Annotated in this window: 14 protein-coding genes; 7 read left to right on the top strand and 7 right to left on the bottom strand. The window is 34.8% G+C overall.

Going from position 1 to position 14,375, the window contains the following annotated elements; translation table 11 throughout:
- Positions 1 to 443 precede the first annotated feature (443 nt).
- From rho to ACFINH_RS02915, 6 genes are all read left to right on the top strand, one after another.
- Positions 444 to 1,709, top strand: a complete 1,266-nt coding sequence (gene rho / locus ACFINH_RS02940; RefSeq protein WP_015857121.1) for a transcription termination factor Rho — start codon at positions 444 to 446, stop codon at positions 1,707 to 1,709.
- Positions 1,710 to 1,740: 31 nt separating this feature from the next.
- Entirely contained in the window at positions 1,741 to 3,048 is a 1,308-nt protein-coding gene (gene mnmE / locus ACFINH_RS02935) for a tRNA uridine-5-carboxymethylaminomethyl(34) synthesis GTPase MnmE (protein ID WP_375632114.1), read from the top strand.
- Positions 3,049 to 3,154: 106 nt separating this feature from the next.
- The gene (gene mnmG / locus ACFINH_RS02930) at positions 3,155 to 5,023 is read left to right on the top strand and encodes a tRNA uridine-5-carboxymethylaminomethyl(34) synthesis enzyme MnmG (protein ID WP_375632113.1); all 1,869 of its coding nucleotides are present in this window, start codon (positions 3,155 to 3,157) and stop codon (positions 5,021 to 5,023) included.
- Positions 5,023 to 5,670, top strand: a complete 648-nt coding sequence (gene rsmG / locus ACFINH_RS02925) for a 16S rRNA (guanine(527)-N(7))-methyltransferase RsmG (RefSeq protein ID WP_375632112.1) — start codon at positions 5,023 to 5,025, stop codon at positions 5,668 to 5,670. Before mnmG ends, rsmG begins: the two co-directional genes overlap by 1 nt.
- Positions 5,671 to 5,676: 6 nt before the next feature.
- Complete coding sequence (locus ACFINH_RS02920; protein WP_273790170.1) at positions 5,677 to 6,474, top strand: ParA family protein; 798 nt, start codon at positions 5,677 to 5,679, stop codon at positions 6,472 to 6,474.
- A gap of 41 nt (positions 6,475 to 6,515) precedes the next feature.
- Entirely contained in the window at positions 6,516 to 7,412 is an 897-nt protein-coding gene (locus ACFINH_RS02915; RefSeq protein WP_375612765.1) for a ParB/RepB/Spo0J family partition protein, read from the top strand.
- Between the two features lie 23 nt (positions 7,413 to 7,435).
- On the opposite strand, the gene ACFINH_RS02910 is transcribed toward ACFINH_RS02915, so the two are convergent.
- The 7 genes from ACFINH_RS02910 to dapF all read right to left on the bottom strand — a co-directional run bounded on the left by ACFINH_RS02910 (position 7,436) and on the right by dapF (position 13,509).
- Entirely contained in the window at positions 7,436 to 7,903 is a 468-nt protein-coding gene (locus tag ACFINH_RS02910) for a hypothetical protein (protein ID WP_375611337.1), read from the bottom strand.
- A gap of 196 nt (positions 7,904 to 8,099) precedes the next feature.
- The gene (locus ACFINH_RS02905) at positions 8,100 to 8,597 is read right to left on the bottom strand and encodes a hypothetical protein (protein ID WP_375612763.1); all 498 of its coding nucleotides are present in this window, start codon (positions 8,595 to 8,597) and stop codon (positions 8,100 to 8,102) included.
- Positions 8,598 to 8,599: 2 nt separating this feature from the next.
- Positions 8,600 to 9,361 (bottom strand): hydroxyacylglutathione hydrolase, encoded by a 762-nt coding sequence (gene gloB, locus ACFINH_RS02900; RefSeq protein ID WP_375632111.1) that lies wholly within the window; start codon positions 9,359 to 9,361, stop codon positions 8,600 to 8,602.
- A gap of 62 nt (positions 9,362 to 9,423) precedes the next feature.
- Positions 9,424 to 10,110, bottom strand: a complete 687-nt coding sequence (locus tag ACFINH_RS02895; protein WP_375632110.1) for a septation protein A — start codon at positions 10,108 to 10,110, stop codon at positions 9,424 to 9,426.
- Positions 10,107 to 11,360, bottom strand: a complete 1,254-nt coding sequence (gene ftsY, locus ACFINH_RS02890) for a signal recognition particle-docking protein FtsY (protein ID WP_375611333.1) — start codon at positions 11,358 to 11,360, stop codon at positions 10,107 to 10,109. The genes ACFINH_RS02895 and ftsY overlap by 4 nt, the downstream gene beginning before the upstream one ends.
- Before the next feature lie 14 nt (positions 11,361 to 11,374).
- On the bottom strand, positions 11,375 to 12,658 hold the full coding sequence (mtaB, locus tag ACFINH_RS02885; RefSeq protein WP_375632109.1) for a tRNA (N(6)-L-threonylcarbamoyladenosine(37)-C(2))-methylthiotransferase MtaB: 1,284 nt from the start codon (positions 12,656 to 12,658) through the stop codon (positions 11,375 to 11,377).
- Positions 12,658 to 13,509, bottom strand: coding sequence for a diaminopimelate epimerase (gene dapF / locus ACFINH_RS02880; RefSeq protein WP_375632108.1), 852 nt, complete (start codon positions 13,507 to 13,509; stop codon positions 12,658 to 12,660). Before dapF ends, mtaB begins: the two co-directional genes overlap by 1 nt.
- 225 nt (positions 13,510 to 13,734) lie before the next feature.
- Here dapF and ACFINH_RS02875 point away from each other — a divergent pair, with 225 nt between their 5' ends.
- Positions 13,735 to 14,280, top strand: a complete 546-nt coding sequence (locus tag ACFINH_RS02875) for an AprI/Inh family metalloprotease inhibitor (protein WP_375620904.1) — start codon at positions 13,735 to 13,737, stop codon at positions 14,278 to 14,280.
- The last annotated feature ends 95 nt before the right edge of the window (positions 14,281 to 14,375 follow it).

Raw genomic sequence — 14,375 nt, 5'->3', positions numbered from 1 at the left:
TAATTTAATCCCTCTTATAAAAAAAGAGGGGATAATATCTTTAAGATAGTGATATTTTTATTCTTTTTTCAGTTCCTTTTGTGGATAAAATTGAGGATAAATAATAATCCACACTAAACACAGTTATAAATAAGAATAATCCTTTCTTTAATATAAATTTATTAATATAAATTTCTGTAAAAAATACTTTTGAATAGCATTTCATTAATGCTATAATCCTAACTCACATTTTTGTTATTAAAATAATTAAATACTATTTGGATTTTATATTTTTTCAAGTTTTTCATATAATTACTTAATATTACAGGAACAAATTTCATATAAATGGTACTTGCAGATTAAAAAAATTGAGTGTAGGATATTTTTTCTTAATAATATTTCACTCATAAATTTCCATAAATTATTTAGAACAATCTTCTCCTTAATTACAAAGAGCATATTTCATGCAAAAAATGAAACTACAAGAACTTAAAAGCAAAAATCCCGTTGAGCTTGTTTCTTTTGCTGAAACATTAGAAGTTGAAAATGCCTCCCTTATGCGCAAACAAGAATTAATGTTTGCTATCTTGAAAAAACTTGCTCTACAAGATGTTGAAATTATAGGAGAAGGTGTTGTTGAAGTTTTACAAGACGGATTTGGATTTTTGAGATCTGCTGATGCTAATTATCTTCCTGGTCCTGATGATATTTATCTTTCACCTGCACAAATACAGTCGTTTTCTTTAAAAACAGGCGATACAATTGAAGGTCCCATACGCAGTCCAAAAGAGGGAGAACGTTATTTTGCTCTCCTTAAAATTAATACAATTAATTTCGAAAAACCTGAAAAGATTCGTTATAAAATCCACTTTGATAATCTTACTCCTCTTTATTCAAATGAACGTTTCCAAATGGAAATACAAGATCCTACAGAGAAAGATATGTCATCACGCGTGATTGATTTGATATCTCCATTGGGAAAAGGACAAAGAGGGTTAATTGTAGCTCCTCCTCGGACGGGAAAAACAGTTTTACTTCAAAATATTGCTCATTCTATTACCACTAATCATCCTGAATGTTATCTCATTGTTCTTTTAATTGATGAACGACCAGAAGAAGTTACTGATATGCAGCGTTCAGTAAAAGGAGAAGTGGTTTCTTCTACTTTTGATGAACCTGCAATACGTCACGTACAAGTGGCAGAAATGGTTATTGAAAAAGCCAAACGTCTTGTTGAATATGGGCGTGATGTTGTTATTCTTCTCGATTCTATTACACGTCTTGGGCGTGCATATAATACAGTTGTTCCTTCTTCGGGTAAAGTTTTAACAGGTGGTGTGGATGCAAATGCCCTCCAGCGTCCAAAGCGTTTTTTTGGTGCAGCACGTAATATTGAAGAAGGCGGATCTTTAACCATTATTGCAACGGCTTTGATTGATACAGGAAGTCGTATGGATGAGGTTATTTTTGAAGAATTTAAAGGAACAGGTAATTCGGAAATTGTTCTTGATCGAAAAGTTGCTGATAAACGTATTTTCCCTGCTATGGATATTTTAAAGTCAGGAACGCGTAAGGAAGAACTTCTGGTAGAACGACAAGATTTACACAAAATTTTTGTTCTTCGTCGTATTTTAGCATCTATGAATGTAACAGATGCAATTGAATTTTTGATTGATAAATTAAAGCAAACAAAAAACAATAGTGAATTTTTTGATTCAATGAATACGTAGAGTCATTAAAGTTTTTATTAGGATAAAACCTGTGGATACAATCTTTGCTGTTTCGAGTGGATTGTTACCTTCAGGGGTTGCAGTCATTCGGCTTTCTGGTCCTCATGTTGTGGATATAGTTAAAACGCTTTGTGGTCGTTTACCTAAAGCACGTTTTATGCATTATGGAAATCTTACTGCTCGTGATGGTAGTTTTTTAGATTCTGGTTTAACTGTTTTTTTTCCTGCTCCTCATAGTTTTACGGGGGAAGATTGTGCAGAATTCCATTTACATGGAGGAAAAGCAGTCGTTAATCGTTTTCTCGATGAATTGTCGACATTTTCTGGATGCCGTATTGCAGAAGCAGGTGAATTTTCACGTCGTGCTTTTATGGAAGGAAAATTAGATCTTGTTCAAGCAGAAGGTCTTGCTGATTTAATAGAAGCAGAAACGGAAAGCCAACGGCGTTTAGCTGTTATGGGTACAAGTGGACATTTAACGACGCTTTATCGTGATTGGCGTCATAAGCTTATGAAGGCGCGTGCTTTTATTGAGGCAGAACTTGATTTTGTTGATGAAGCAGATATTCCCAACGCAATATCTGATAAAGTTTGGAAAGATGTTCAGGATCTTTGTACTTCTATTCGGGAATATATTACTGAAGGAGAACGTGCGAGTATTTTACGTGATGGATTAAAAATTGTTATTGCTGGTGCTCCAAATTCTGGAAAATCAAGCATTATGAATCGTCTTTCAGGAAGATCTGTTGCTATTGTAACGGAAGAAGCAGGAACAACCCGTGATGCTTTAGAAATGAGAATTATTCTTGGTGGTTTACCTATTTTTTTAACCGATACTGCTGGTTTTAGAAAAACAGAAAATAAAATAGAACAGATGGGAATAGAAATTGCTAAACAGCATGTTAGGGAAGCTGATTTGGTTATTTTGGTTTATGATATAGGAAATCCTAAGCAAGTTGATTTACCAGAAACATCGGCTGAAATATGGTGTGTTGGCAATAAGCTTGATCTTTATGAAAAAAATGATCAGCGTTGGTCTATACAATTTTCCGCATTAACTGGTTTAAATTTTGATTATTTTATAAAAGAACTTGAATCATTTTGTCATTATCGTGCTTCTAAAATTGGAAATATTGTTCCAGCACGTAAAAGGCAACTTCAATTATTAAAGCAGGCTGTTAAAGAGATTGAATTTTCTCTTAATTATCATTCTCTTGATCTCAGTTTACGTGCAGAACATCTCCGTTGTGCAAGTGATTTTCTTGGGAAAATTACAGGGGATATTGATGTTGAAGATTTGCTTGATATTATTTTTTCAGAATTTTGTGTTGGTAAATAATGATTCACGTGAAACATTGATTATTTCATAGACAGATTATAAGGATTATGTAATTTATATCCTGTTTCACGTGAAACCTTAGAATATTTTCTACGGAATTAATTAAATGCAATCATATGATGTTGTTATTGTTGGTGGTGGTCATGCTGGCTGTGAAGCGGCTTCAGCTTCAGCACGTGTAGGAGCCAAAACAGCGCTTGTTACACATAAAATATCAGCACTGGGAACAATGTCGTGTAATCCTGCTATTGGTGGACTTGGAAAAGGGCATTTAGTTCGTGAAATAGATGCGTTAGATGGTCTTATGGGAAGAGCAGCGGATGCTGCTGGAATTCAGTTTAGACTACTTAATAGACGTAAAGGACCGGCAGTAAGAGGACCACGGACACAGGCAGATAGACAACTTTATAAAAAAGCAATTCAAAAATTATTAAAAGAACAAGAAAATCTTACTCTTATTGAGGATGAAGTTATTGATCTGGTTGTTAAAGATAATTGTGTATCAGGTGTTATTTTAAAAAAACAAGGAACAATTTTTTCTGGTGCTGTTGTTTTAACAACAGGTACGTTTTTAAATGGCTTTATTCATATTGGTAATAAAACATGGGCTTCTGGTCGTATGGGAGATCAGTCAAGTGTAAAACTTGCTGAACATTTGAAAAAATATCATATAAAACTTGGACGATTAAAAACAGGAACCCCTGCTCGTTTGAGTAAAAAAACAATTGCTTGGGAAGCTCTCCAAAAACAACAAGCAGATGAAAATCCCATACCCTTTTCTCTTTTAACAGAGAAAATTGAACAACCACAAATTGAATGTGCAATAACACGTACAAATGAGAAAACACATCAAATTATTCGCGAGAATATTTATCGCTCTGCTTTATATTCTGGAAATATTGAAGGATTAGGACCACGTTATTGTCCTTCTGTTGAAGATAAAATTGTTAAATTTGGAGAACGTGATGGACATCAGATCTTTCTGGAACCAGAAGGATTAAATGATGATACTGTTTATCCAAATGGTCTTTCTACTTCTCTTCCTGAAGATGTACAAATTTCTCTATTGAAAACCATTGAAGGATTGGAAAATGCTATAGTTTTGCAACCTGGTTATGCTATTGAATATGATTTTGTTAATCCACAACAATTAACGAGAAACTTAGAATTACGTTCTTTACCGGGTTTGTTCTTAGCAGGCCAAATTAATGGTACAACAGGATATGAAGAAGCAGCAGCACAAGGACTTTTAGCTGGATTAAATGCTGCACGTAAAGTAGGTAAATTAGATGAAATACTTATAAGTCGTTCTACTGCTTATATTGGTGTTATGATTGATGATTTGGTTTCACGTGGTGTTTGTGAACCTTATAGGATGTTTACATCACGTGCTGAATTTCGTTTATCTTTACGATCTGATAATGCTGATACGCGTTTAACACCTTTGGCACAAAAATGGGGTATTGTGAGTAAAATACGTTGGGAATGTTATCAGAAAAAACAACAACGGCTTGATCAAGCACGATCAATATGTCAAAATCTTTTTTTTACACCCAATGAAGCTTCTGCTCATGGATTACATGTTAATCATGATGGAATTCGGCGTTCGGCTTATGATTTTCTTGCTTATCCTCATATGACCTTAGAGCGTCTTTCAGATTTTTGGCCACAATTAAAAACAATTGATTCTAAAACAGCAGAATCTTTAGAAATTGAAGCACAATATGCGGTTTATTTAGATAAACAAGCACAAGATATTGCCTCTCTTCAGAGAGATGAGCGTTTAGAAATTCCTTCTTCTCTTGATGTTCAGGCAATTTCAGGTCTTTCAAATGAACTTAAATCAAAAATTCAAGAAGTGTCGCCGCGTTCAATTGCTGATGCACAAAAAATTGATGGCATGACACCCGCCGCGTTATCGCTTATTATTACACATATTCAACGTCAACGACGTGAAAAGGCTAAAACAGCTTAATGAATTTTTCTACAGAAAAAAAATATCAACAATTATTAAATATTGTTCCTTCTGTTTCACGTGAAACGATGGAAAATTTAATTCAGTTTGAGTCTTTAATACTTCAGTGGAATGCACATATTAATTTGATATCTGCTACAACTATACCAGATCTATGGACACGACATATTCTAGATTCAGCACAAATTTTTCCTTTGTATACTCATTCTTTACATTGGTGTGATTTAGGATCAGGAGGAGGTTTTCCTGCAATTGTGATTGCTATCTTTTTGAAAGAAAAAAAAGCAGGACATATTAATCTTGTTGAAAGTAATGGGAAAAAAGTTGCTTTTTTGCGAACAGTTATTGCTCAACTTAATCTTCCAGCAACGGTTTATCACGCTAGAATTGAAGATATATATCAAAAAATTCCCATATCTGATATTATAACAGCACGGGGATTAGCGCCGCTTGATACTCTTTTACAACTCATTTTTCCTTTATTAACAGAAAAAACAATAGCTCTTTTGCAAAAAGGTCGGGATTACGCTACAGAAATAAAAAATGCCTCTGCCAATTGGCACTTTGATCTGTTAAAACATAAAAGTAAAGTTGATGAAAATTCTGTTATTTTGGAAATTTCTCATATTCGATCATATAGAGGGTAGAGCAAAATGAGCGAAACACGAATTATCGCTATTGCAAACCAAAAGGGTGGAGTCGGAAAAACAACCACAGCAATTAATCTTGCTACAGCTTTAGCGGCTATTGGTGAAAATGTCCTTATTATGGATGTTGATCCACAAGGTAATGCTAGTACAGGTTTAGGGATTGATCGTAATAGCCGTCCTTTATCTTCTTATGATGTTTTGGTTTCGGGCGTTTCAATTACACAGGCGGCTTTAAAAACAGCCGTACCCAATCTTTATATAGTTCCTTCTACACTTGATCTCTTAGGTGTGGAAATGGAAATTTCTTCATCAAAAGATCGCATACAACGCTTACGTAAAGCTCTCTATGATGATCCGGAAATGGAAAAAAAATTCAATTATATTTTAATTGACTGTCCTCCCTCCCTTAATCTTTTAACACTTAATGCTATGGGGGCTGCGGATTCTGTTTTAGTGCCTATGCAGTGTGAATTTTTAGCACTTGAAGGTTTAAGTCAATTACTTGAAACAGTAAAACAAGTGCGATCCGTACTTAATCCATCTTTAGAGATCCAAGGTATTGTTTTAACAATGTATGATGGACGTAATAACCTTTCAAATCAAGTTGTTGAAGATGTACGCTCTTTTATGGGAGATAAAGTTTATCGTACTGTTATTCCACGAAATGTAAGAGTATCAGAAGCGCCTTCTTTTGGCAAACCTGTATTGCTTTATGATCTTAAATGTGCTGGGAGCCAAGCTTATTTGCGTCTAGCATCAGAAATGATTCAACGTGAAAAACAAGCACGTGCTGCTGCTTAAAAATGTAAAATTTTTTGTAAGAAAACTCAAAGAGCAAAATTATGAACGATGATCTATCAAAAAAAAGACTAGGACGTGGATTAGCGGCATTGATTGGAGATATCAATTTAAACAACAATATTGCACGTTCATCAAGCTTTGATAAATTAAATGAATCCGGTAGTCTTTCTGAGCGATTTATTTCTATTGAATCTATTTCATGTAATCCTCACAATCCTCGGCGTCATTTTACTGAAACAGAGCTTGATAATTTGACACAATCAATTCGTCAACACGGTGTGGTTCAACCGGTTATTGTGAGGCCTTTAAGAGATCATCCTCATCGGTTTGAATTGATTGCGGGTGAACGGCGCTGGCGTGCAGCACAACGTGCAAATTTAAGTCAATTACCCGTTATTATTCGTGATGTGGACGATAAAACGGCTTTGGAATTGGCAATTATTGAAAATGTTCAACGTGCAGATCTTAATCCTATCGAAGAAGCAAAGGGATATGAGATGCTTCTAAATGAACATGATTATACGCAAGTAGATTTAGCGCAAGTTATAGGAAAAAGTCGTAGTCATGTTGCAAATACGCTTCGTTTGTTAAAACTTCCAGAAAAAGTACAACAATTCTTAACTGATGGACAACTTTCTGCAGGTCATGCACGTTGTCTTATAACCGTTGATGATCCACAAAATTTAGCTGAGAAAATTATTCGTGAAGGGCTTTCAGTACGTCAAACAGAAATACTTGCATATGAGCAAGCTAATCCTAAAACTAAAAAGCGTACCAATACGGAGAAAGATGCTGAAACAAAATCTTTAGAAAAATTACTTGCAGATGTGATAGGAATGAAAGTTATTATTCGACATGGTAAAAAAGGTGGAGATTTAAAAATACATTACTCTTCATTAGAACAATTAGATGAAATTTGTCGGCGTTTACAAAGTTAATCAATTGTTCTAAAAAGATTTTTTTAACAGTTATCTTTTAAAATTTTTATTATTCTATACATATGCTCTTTAGCAAATTCTATATTTCTTGCAGGTAAAGAGTTTTTTTCATAAGTAGAATTTTCTTCATCAGTAAGTACATACAATGTCGCTTGAAGTGCTAGGTGAGCAACAACAAAATCTTTCGGTGTTATATTATTTTCTTTTAAAATATTTACAAGTTTTGGATTATTAAAAATATAGGAAGCGTATTTTTCAATATTATCATCATAAGTACTGAGATCACTTTTTGTATTTGTTTGTTCTGGTTCTGAAGATAAATTTCTACATTCTGCTTTGATTTTTTCCAGCTTTAAAAGAATATCTTCTGTTAAGGGATAATTTGCAATGAAAGGCGGTATAAAAGAAGGATCATCTATTTCTTGTTTTTTTTCTTGAGCGTATGATACAAAAGGAAAAATGAAGAAAAAACACAATAGAAGTTTAAACATGACGAAAAATTATCCTTTCTTTTTTGAATTTCAATAAATATTTTTCCGTCTGTTATTCTTTATTTTTAGAAAAACATTTGTAAATATAATCGAAATAAAAACAATTATTAGGAATGGTAAAAACACGGTGTTTTTTTAATGCACATACTTTTTTATTAGATTAATGGGATGATATTTTTTAATGTCTCATAGCTTATTAGTTGCTCAAAATGAGTTTTTCACAGCTATTTAAAAGAATTGTTGCTTTGTAAAAATGTTTTTTAACAAATTCAAGATTGTTTAGAAATATAGTATTTTTCTCAGTAGAATATTCCTTTTCAGGTACAAATATGAGAAGCGCTGATATTTCTTTAAGTGCTAAGGTTCCCGCAGCAAAATCTTTCGGTGTTATATTATTTTCTTTTAAAATATTCACAAGTTTTGGTTTACTAGAAATATAGGTAGTGTAGTTTTCAATACTAGAGTGGATACTAGAATCATAAGTTATAAGATTATTTTTTGTTTCTGGAAGTAAGTTTTTACATTCTTTTTCAATTTTTTCCAGCTTTAAAAGAAAATCTTCTGTTAAGGGATAATTTGCAATGAGAGGTGCTATAAGAGAAGAATTATCTGTTTCCTTTTCCTCTGCCATTGTTTGTTGAATATGTATCACGAAAAGAAAAAGCAGGAACAAACGTAATACGAACTTACGCATGGTTAAAAATTGTCCTTTCTTCTTCGAACTTCAGCAAAAACTTCTTCATCTGTTTTTTCTTCCATTACAAGGTTCTTTCGCAATACACTATCATCCCAGCGGAGAAAGGGATTGGTGGCTTTTTCTTGCCCTAAGGTTACTGGTAAAGTCATAGCGTTTTTTGCACGTAGCAAAAAAACTTCCTCTATTCTTTGGTGGAGTTTTTTATTATGTGGGTCAATTGTTAGTGCGAAAAGAGCGTTATTTTTTGTATATTCGTGTCCACAATAGAGAAGTGTTTCATCAGGAAGTTTACGAAGTTTTTTTAAAGAATTCAGCATTTGTGCTGGTTTTCCTTCGAAAAGACGTCCACAGCCCAATGAAAAAAGTGTATCTCCAGCAAAGAGTAAATTCTTTTCAGGAAAATAGTAAGATAATGCGCCTAGAGTATGACCAGGTGTTGAAAGAGCTAAAAGAAGGTGTGAGCCAAAAGAAAAACTTTCATCAGGTTGAAGTGTTTTATCAAGATGATTGATCTTTTCTTTTTCTGCTTCTGGTCCTATAACCGTAGCGTTGTAAACTTGTTTTAATTCTGATAGGGCTTCTACATGGTCGTGATGATGATGAGTTACAAAAATAGTGTTAAGTGTCCAATTGTGGCGCTTTAAGGCATTGTGAATCGCTTTGCCTTCAGGAGCATCTATTGCAGCTGTCATACCACTTTTTTCATCATGAAGGAGTACACCGAAATTGTCTTCTCGACAAATAAACTGTTCAATCAACATATTTTTTCTCCCGAACAGTGTTTGGCGATGAATCTATAAAATAATCGGTAGTGATGATTTTTTTAAGAATCAGATTTGTCCTCTTCTGTAAAAAGTCCTTTTGAATGTTTTATAATTATAGGCATTTGGGTAAGCATGAAAAGGACTGTTATAGGCATGACGCCAAATACTTTGAAACTTGTCCAGAAATTATCGCTAAAATTACGCCAAATTATTTCATTCAAAATGGCAAGAAAAATGAAAAAAAACGCCCAACGATAGGTAAGTTTTTGCCAACCTAAATCATCAAGTTTTAAGGTAGAATCAAGAGCATAACGTAAAAGTGGTTTTTTAAAAAACATCCCTCCAAAAAGTATAAAAGCAAATAAGCTATTAATGATTGTTGGTTTCATTTTTATGAAAGTTTCATTATGAAGCCAGAGAGTTAGAAAGCCAAAAACTAAAACAAATATTCCTGAAATAAGAGGCATAATAGGAATTTGTTTTGCAAGGATCCATGATAAGCTTAGGGAAATAATAATAGCCACCATAAAAATAGCTGTTGCAGGGAAAATAGGCTTACTAAAATTTTGAAAAAATCCAATGTTTTTTATCAGCCATTCTCCCTTATAATTGGCAAAAAAGAAGGCAACCAATGGACCCATTTCCAAAAGAAACTTAAGTGTTGGTGAGAGAGAAATTTTTTTATTGTTATTCATCTTTTTTTCAGAATTATTGTGTAAATTAAGATTAGATAAAGGCTGTTTCATGCGTGTTTTCCTGCAATAGTTTCGGCAAAGTCAGAAGCAGAAAAGGGTTGAAGGTCTTCAATATCTTCTCCTATACCGATAAAATAAACGGGTAATTTATATTTTGCTGCGATAGCGACAAGAATTCCTCCTCGTGCAGTCCCATCTAGCTTTGTCATAACTAAACCATTAACACCAGCAATATCACGGAAAATGTCCACTTGGTTGAGTGCATTTTGTCCGGTTGTTGCATCAAGAGTTTGAAGGATTGTGTGGGGTGCTTGGGGGGTGTGTTTTTTTAAAACACGAATAATTTTTGCCAACTCATCCATTAATTCAGATTTATTTTGTAAACGCCCTGCTGTATCAATAATTAATACATCACTGTTTGTTTTTTTTGCTTTTTCATAAGCATCAAATGCTAAGCTGGCGGCATCTGCACCCAATTTTGTCGAAATAACAGGAGAATTGGTACGTTCACCCCAAATGTGTAGTTGCTCAATAGCAGCGGCTCGGAAAGTATCACCTGCTGCCAGCATAACTTTTAATCCCCCTTCTGTTAATTTGGCTGAAAGTTTTCCAATAGTTGTCGTTTTTCCAGTGCCATTTACACCTACCAGCAAAATAACATGAGGTTTATGGCTGAGATCAAGTTCTAATGGTATTGCAACAGGTTCCAGAACTTTTTTGACCTCATCAGCTACAATAGTATGAATATCATCTGGGGAGAGGTTTTTTCCGTAACGACTGGAAGCTAAAGTATTTGTGATGCGTGTTGCCGTCTCTACACCTATGTCAGCTTGGATAAGAATATCTTCGAGCTCTTGCAATGTATCTTCATCAAGTTTTCTTTTAACAAAGAGATCGCCAATTGATCCGCTTAGGCGTTGTGAAGAAAGGGATAGGCCTTTTTTAAGGCGCCCAAACCACGCTGTCTTTTTTTGTTCAACAGAAGGTTCAGATAAAATTTCTTCATTCTTTTTTTCACGGATGTTGTCTGTGACAATAATTTTACCAGAAAAGGGAATTTTATCAGAATGGGATTCTAGAAATGGAGATTTTTCATCATATTTTGTAAGTATTGACTCTGGATTTTTTGTTTGTTCTTCTTTTTCTGTGTTTATAGAGATTTGATTATTTTTTGTCTTTTCATTTTTGTCTTTATTTTCTTCTATTATATCGCTTTTATCAGGAATAGAAATCTGTTGTTCAATTTCTTGCTCTTGAGATTTGTTAAAAGAGAATATTTTTTTTATAAAAGATTTAGTCATAAGAATTCTCCTGCTCAAGCAGCGTTTAATTTTGGAGGGACAGCAATCAATTTATCGCCATCATGATCAACGATAAGGGCTTGAACAATTGTTCCTGCTTTTGCACCTTTAACTTGTACAAGAGTATAATCTTCTGTTCGTCCGATTTCATCTTTTTCAACGAGAATTGTTTGTAGACTGTTTTGTAAATGAGCAAGATGCTTTTGGTAAGCCATATCACCTGCTTTACGCAATTTTTCAGCACGCAGCTTAACTATTTTACGGTTGATTTGTGGCATACGTGCGGCAGGTGTTCCTTCTCTTGGACTAAAGGGGAAGACATGGAGATGGGTTAAATTACAATCTTTGATTAAGGCAAGACTATTTTGAAACATCTCTTCTGTTTCTGTAGGAAAACCAGCAATTAAGTCGGCACCATAAACCATTGTAGAACGTTTGGCACGCAATTCTTGGCAAAATTGAATGGCATGTTCGCGCAGATGACGCCGTTTCATCCGTTTTAAAATCATATTATCACCTGCTTGCAAAGATAAATGCAAATGGGGCATGATTCTTGTTTCATAAGCTAAAAGATTTATGAGTTCTTCGTCTGCTTCAATAGAGTCAATAGATGAGAAGCGTAATCGGGCTAAGTCAGGGACATGATGCAAAATAGCTGAAGTTAATTTTCCTAGAGTAGCTTTTCCAGGAAGATCGTGGCCATAACTTGTAAGGTCAACACCTGTAAGGACCACTTCTTGGATACCCCCACCTATCAGCTTTTTAATTTGTTCTATGACAGCACCCATGGGAACTGAACGAGATGGTCCTCGTCCATAAGGAATAATGCAAAATGTACAGCGGTGATCGCATCCGTTTTGTACCTGTACAAAAGCGCGGGTGCGCTCTTGTATTGCACCGACCATATGTGGAGCAATTTTTTGTACTTCCATAATGTCATTGATATGCACCTTTTCAGAATGATTAATACCAAAATCAGGAAGTTGACGATAAGAATGAGCGTGAAGTTTATCTTCGTTTCCTAAAACAAGATCCACTTCTGTCATTGAGGCAAAATTTTGTGCTTCTGTTTGGGCTGCACACCCTGTTACAATGATACGCGCATGAGGATTTTCACGTCTTGCTTTGCGGATAGCTTGTTTTGCTTGTCGTACGGCTTCGGCAGTGACAGCACAGGTATTAAAGATAATAGCACCATCTTTAAGTTGATCTAGCCCTGAAGAAGTACTTTCTTTGCGAATGATTTCCGATTCGTAGCTATTAAGTCGACAACCAAAAGTTACAATTTCTATTGCCATCAGGAGTGATCCTTTTTGTAGCACCCTGTTAAAGGGCTTAAAAAACCACTAAAGTGATATTTAATTGGTCCTGTCATGATAATATGATCGTCTTTTCGGTAAAAAATATTAAGTGTTCCCTTTGGTAAATTTACATCAACATGGCGCTCTGTAAGTCCACGACGATAAGCAGCCACTGCACTTGCACAAGCAGCACTCCCACATGCTTGTGTTAATCCTGCCCCTCGCTCCCATGTACGTAAATTTAGACTTTTCTTTGACGTTATGCAAGCAATGGAAATATTGCACCGTTCGGGAAACAGGGGATCATGTTCAAGTTTTGGCCCATATTTTTCTAATGGAATATGTTGAATATCATTTTCAACAAAAAAGATAGCATGGAGATTGCCAATGGATATGAGACAAGCGTCTTTTAGGGGACCAGCCATAATTTCTACGTGATTGGTATCAACTATTTCACGTGAAACAGGCATCTCTTTTGCATTGAAATTTGGGCATCCCATATCAACAGAAATGAGATTATCGGTTTGGTATTTTCCTTCAATAATTCCAGCGGGAGTTTCTAAATGAAATTTTTCACCAAAATTGTGATCTTTAAGCCATGCGATGACACAGCGGGTACCATTGCCACAAGCTTTAGCCATTGATCCGTCGGCATTCCATATTTCTATGCGGAAGTCGGTTTTTTTCTGGGTTGGTGTGTGGATAGCCATGATTTGATCAAAATGCATTTCAGGATCTGCCGACAAAGCAAGGATTGCTTGTGGTGTAAGAGCGTATGTGCTTTCACGCATATCAACAACAATAATTTGATTTCCAAGACCGTCCATTTTGCTAAATGGCGTTTTCATGAAACTTCTCTATTTCTAATGATTACTTATAAAAAGATATATGACTGAAAATATTATAAATTTCTAGTGTTTAATAAATATAAAATTGGGCACATAAATTATTTCTTTTAAAATAAGTGATTTTAACCTGTTTTTTTTAATTTGTTAATTTATCTTTGTAACTATAACAAATATTCGCTTAATTTTTTTGTGAACTTATTTATTGTCGTGGGAGAGAGTACAGACATGGCGTTTTCAAAAGTTTCGTTTTTCGTTGCACTATCAACTGTAATGTTTTTAGGGGGATGTTCAACAACACGGTTTGATGGTAATGACGATGGTAACGCATTAGAAGTTTTTTATCCATCTCAACAAATGACAATATTAGAAGCGTCTGATCTGTCGTCTACTTCTTCGTCGATATCTGAAGATGCAAACGCTCCGATGTATGAAAAAGGAGATTCTCAGAGCGATGGACGAATGGCTAGTCTCGAATTGCCAAGTAATGCCACTGATTTATTTCCTGCAAGTGTTGCTGGGGTGTGGAATCTTTCTATGGGAGGAAAAGTTTGCCGGATTGCAACTCCACAAACAAAGTTTGGACAAGGGTACCGTGCTGGTCCTTTACACTGTCCAGGAATTGCTTCCCAAGTGAGATCGTGGGCTGTTAAAGGAAAAAGATTATATTTTTATAATAACTCTGGACGTGTTATCCTCGTTCTTTATTCTTCAAATGTTGATCGTTTTGAGGGACGTACACTTGATGATCATCCCGTTATTTTAAGTCGTTAAATCATTTTTGATCGTTTATGACAAACTAAACTAGACGGACAGATTCTTGAAAAGTATTTGTATTTTTCATTGAGATCGGTTTGAAAAAGGTTTTT

The organism is Bartonella sp. AA74HLJMH, from assembly GCF_042197045.1.
Taxonomy (GTDB): domain Bacteria; phylum Pseudomonadota; class Alphaproteobacteria; order Rhizobiales; family Rhizobiaceae; genus Bartonella.
The sequence above is the reverse complement of the archived record's forward strand: the minus strand, read 5'-3'. Positions and strand labels throughout refer to the sequence as shown.

Bases quoted from the DNA above. Each gene is read 5' to 3' on its own strand.
- ACFINH_RS02905 (WP_375612763.1), bottom strand. From the start codon at position 8,597: ATGCGTAAGTTCGTATTACGTTTGTTCCTGCTTTTTCTTTTCGTGATA.
- gloB (WP_375632111.1), bottom strand. From the start codon at position 9,361: ATGTTGATTGAACAGTTTATTTGTCGAGAAGACAATTTCGGTGTACTC.
- ACFINH_RS02895 (WP_375632110.1), bottom strand. From the start codon at position 10,110: ATGAAACAGCCTTTATCTAATCTTAATTTACACAATAATTCTGAAAAA.
- ACFINH_RS02875 (WP_375620904.1), top strand. From the start codon at position 13,735: ATGGCGTTTTCAAAAGTTTCGTTTTTCGTTGCACTATCAACTGTAATG.
- ACFINH_RS02920 (WP_273790170.1), top strand. From the start codon at position 5,677: ATGAGCGAAACACGAATTATCGCTATTGCAAACCAAAAGGGTGGAGTC.
- dapF (WP_375632108.1), bottom strand. From the start codon at position 13,509: ATGAAAACGCCATTTAGCAAAATGGACGGTCTTGGAAATCAAATTATT.
- ACFINH_RS02910 (WP_375611337.1), bottom strand. From the start codon at position 7,903: ATGTTTAAACTTCTATTGTGTTTTTTCTTCATTTTTCCTTTTGTATCA.
- rho (WP_015857121.1), top strand. From the start codon at position 444: ATGCAAAAAATGAAACTACAAGAACTTAAAAGCAAAAATCCCGTTGAG.
- rsmG (WP_375632112.1), top strand. From the start codon at position 5,023: ATGAATTTTTCTACAGAAAAAAAATATCAACAATTATTAAATATTGTT.
- mnmG (WP_375632113.1), top strand. From the start codon at position 3,155: ATGCAATCATATGATGTTGTTATTGTTGGTGGTGGTCATGCTGGCTGT.
- ACFINH_RS02915 (WP_375612765.1), top strand. From the start codon at position 6,516: ATGAACGATGATCTATCAAAAAAAAGACTAGGACGTGGATTAGCGGCA.
- mtaB (WP_375632109.1), bottom strand. From the start codon at position 12,658: ATGGCAATAGAAATTGTAACTTTTGGTTGTCGACTTAATAGCTACGAA.
- ftsY (WP_375611333.1), bottom strand. From the start codon at position 11,360: ATGACTAAATCTTTTATAAAAAAAATATTCTCTTTTAACAAATCTCAA.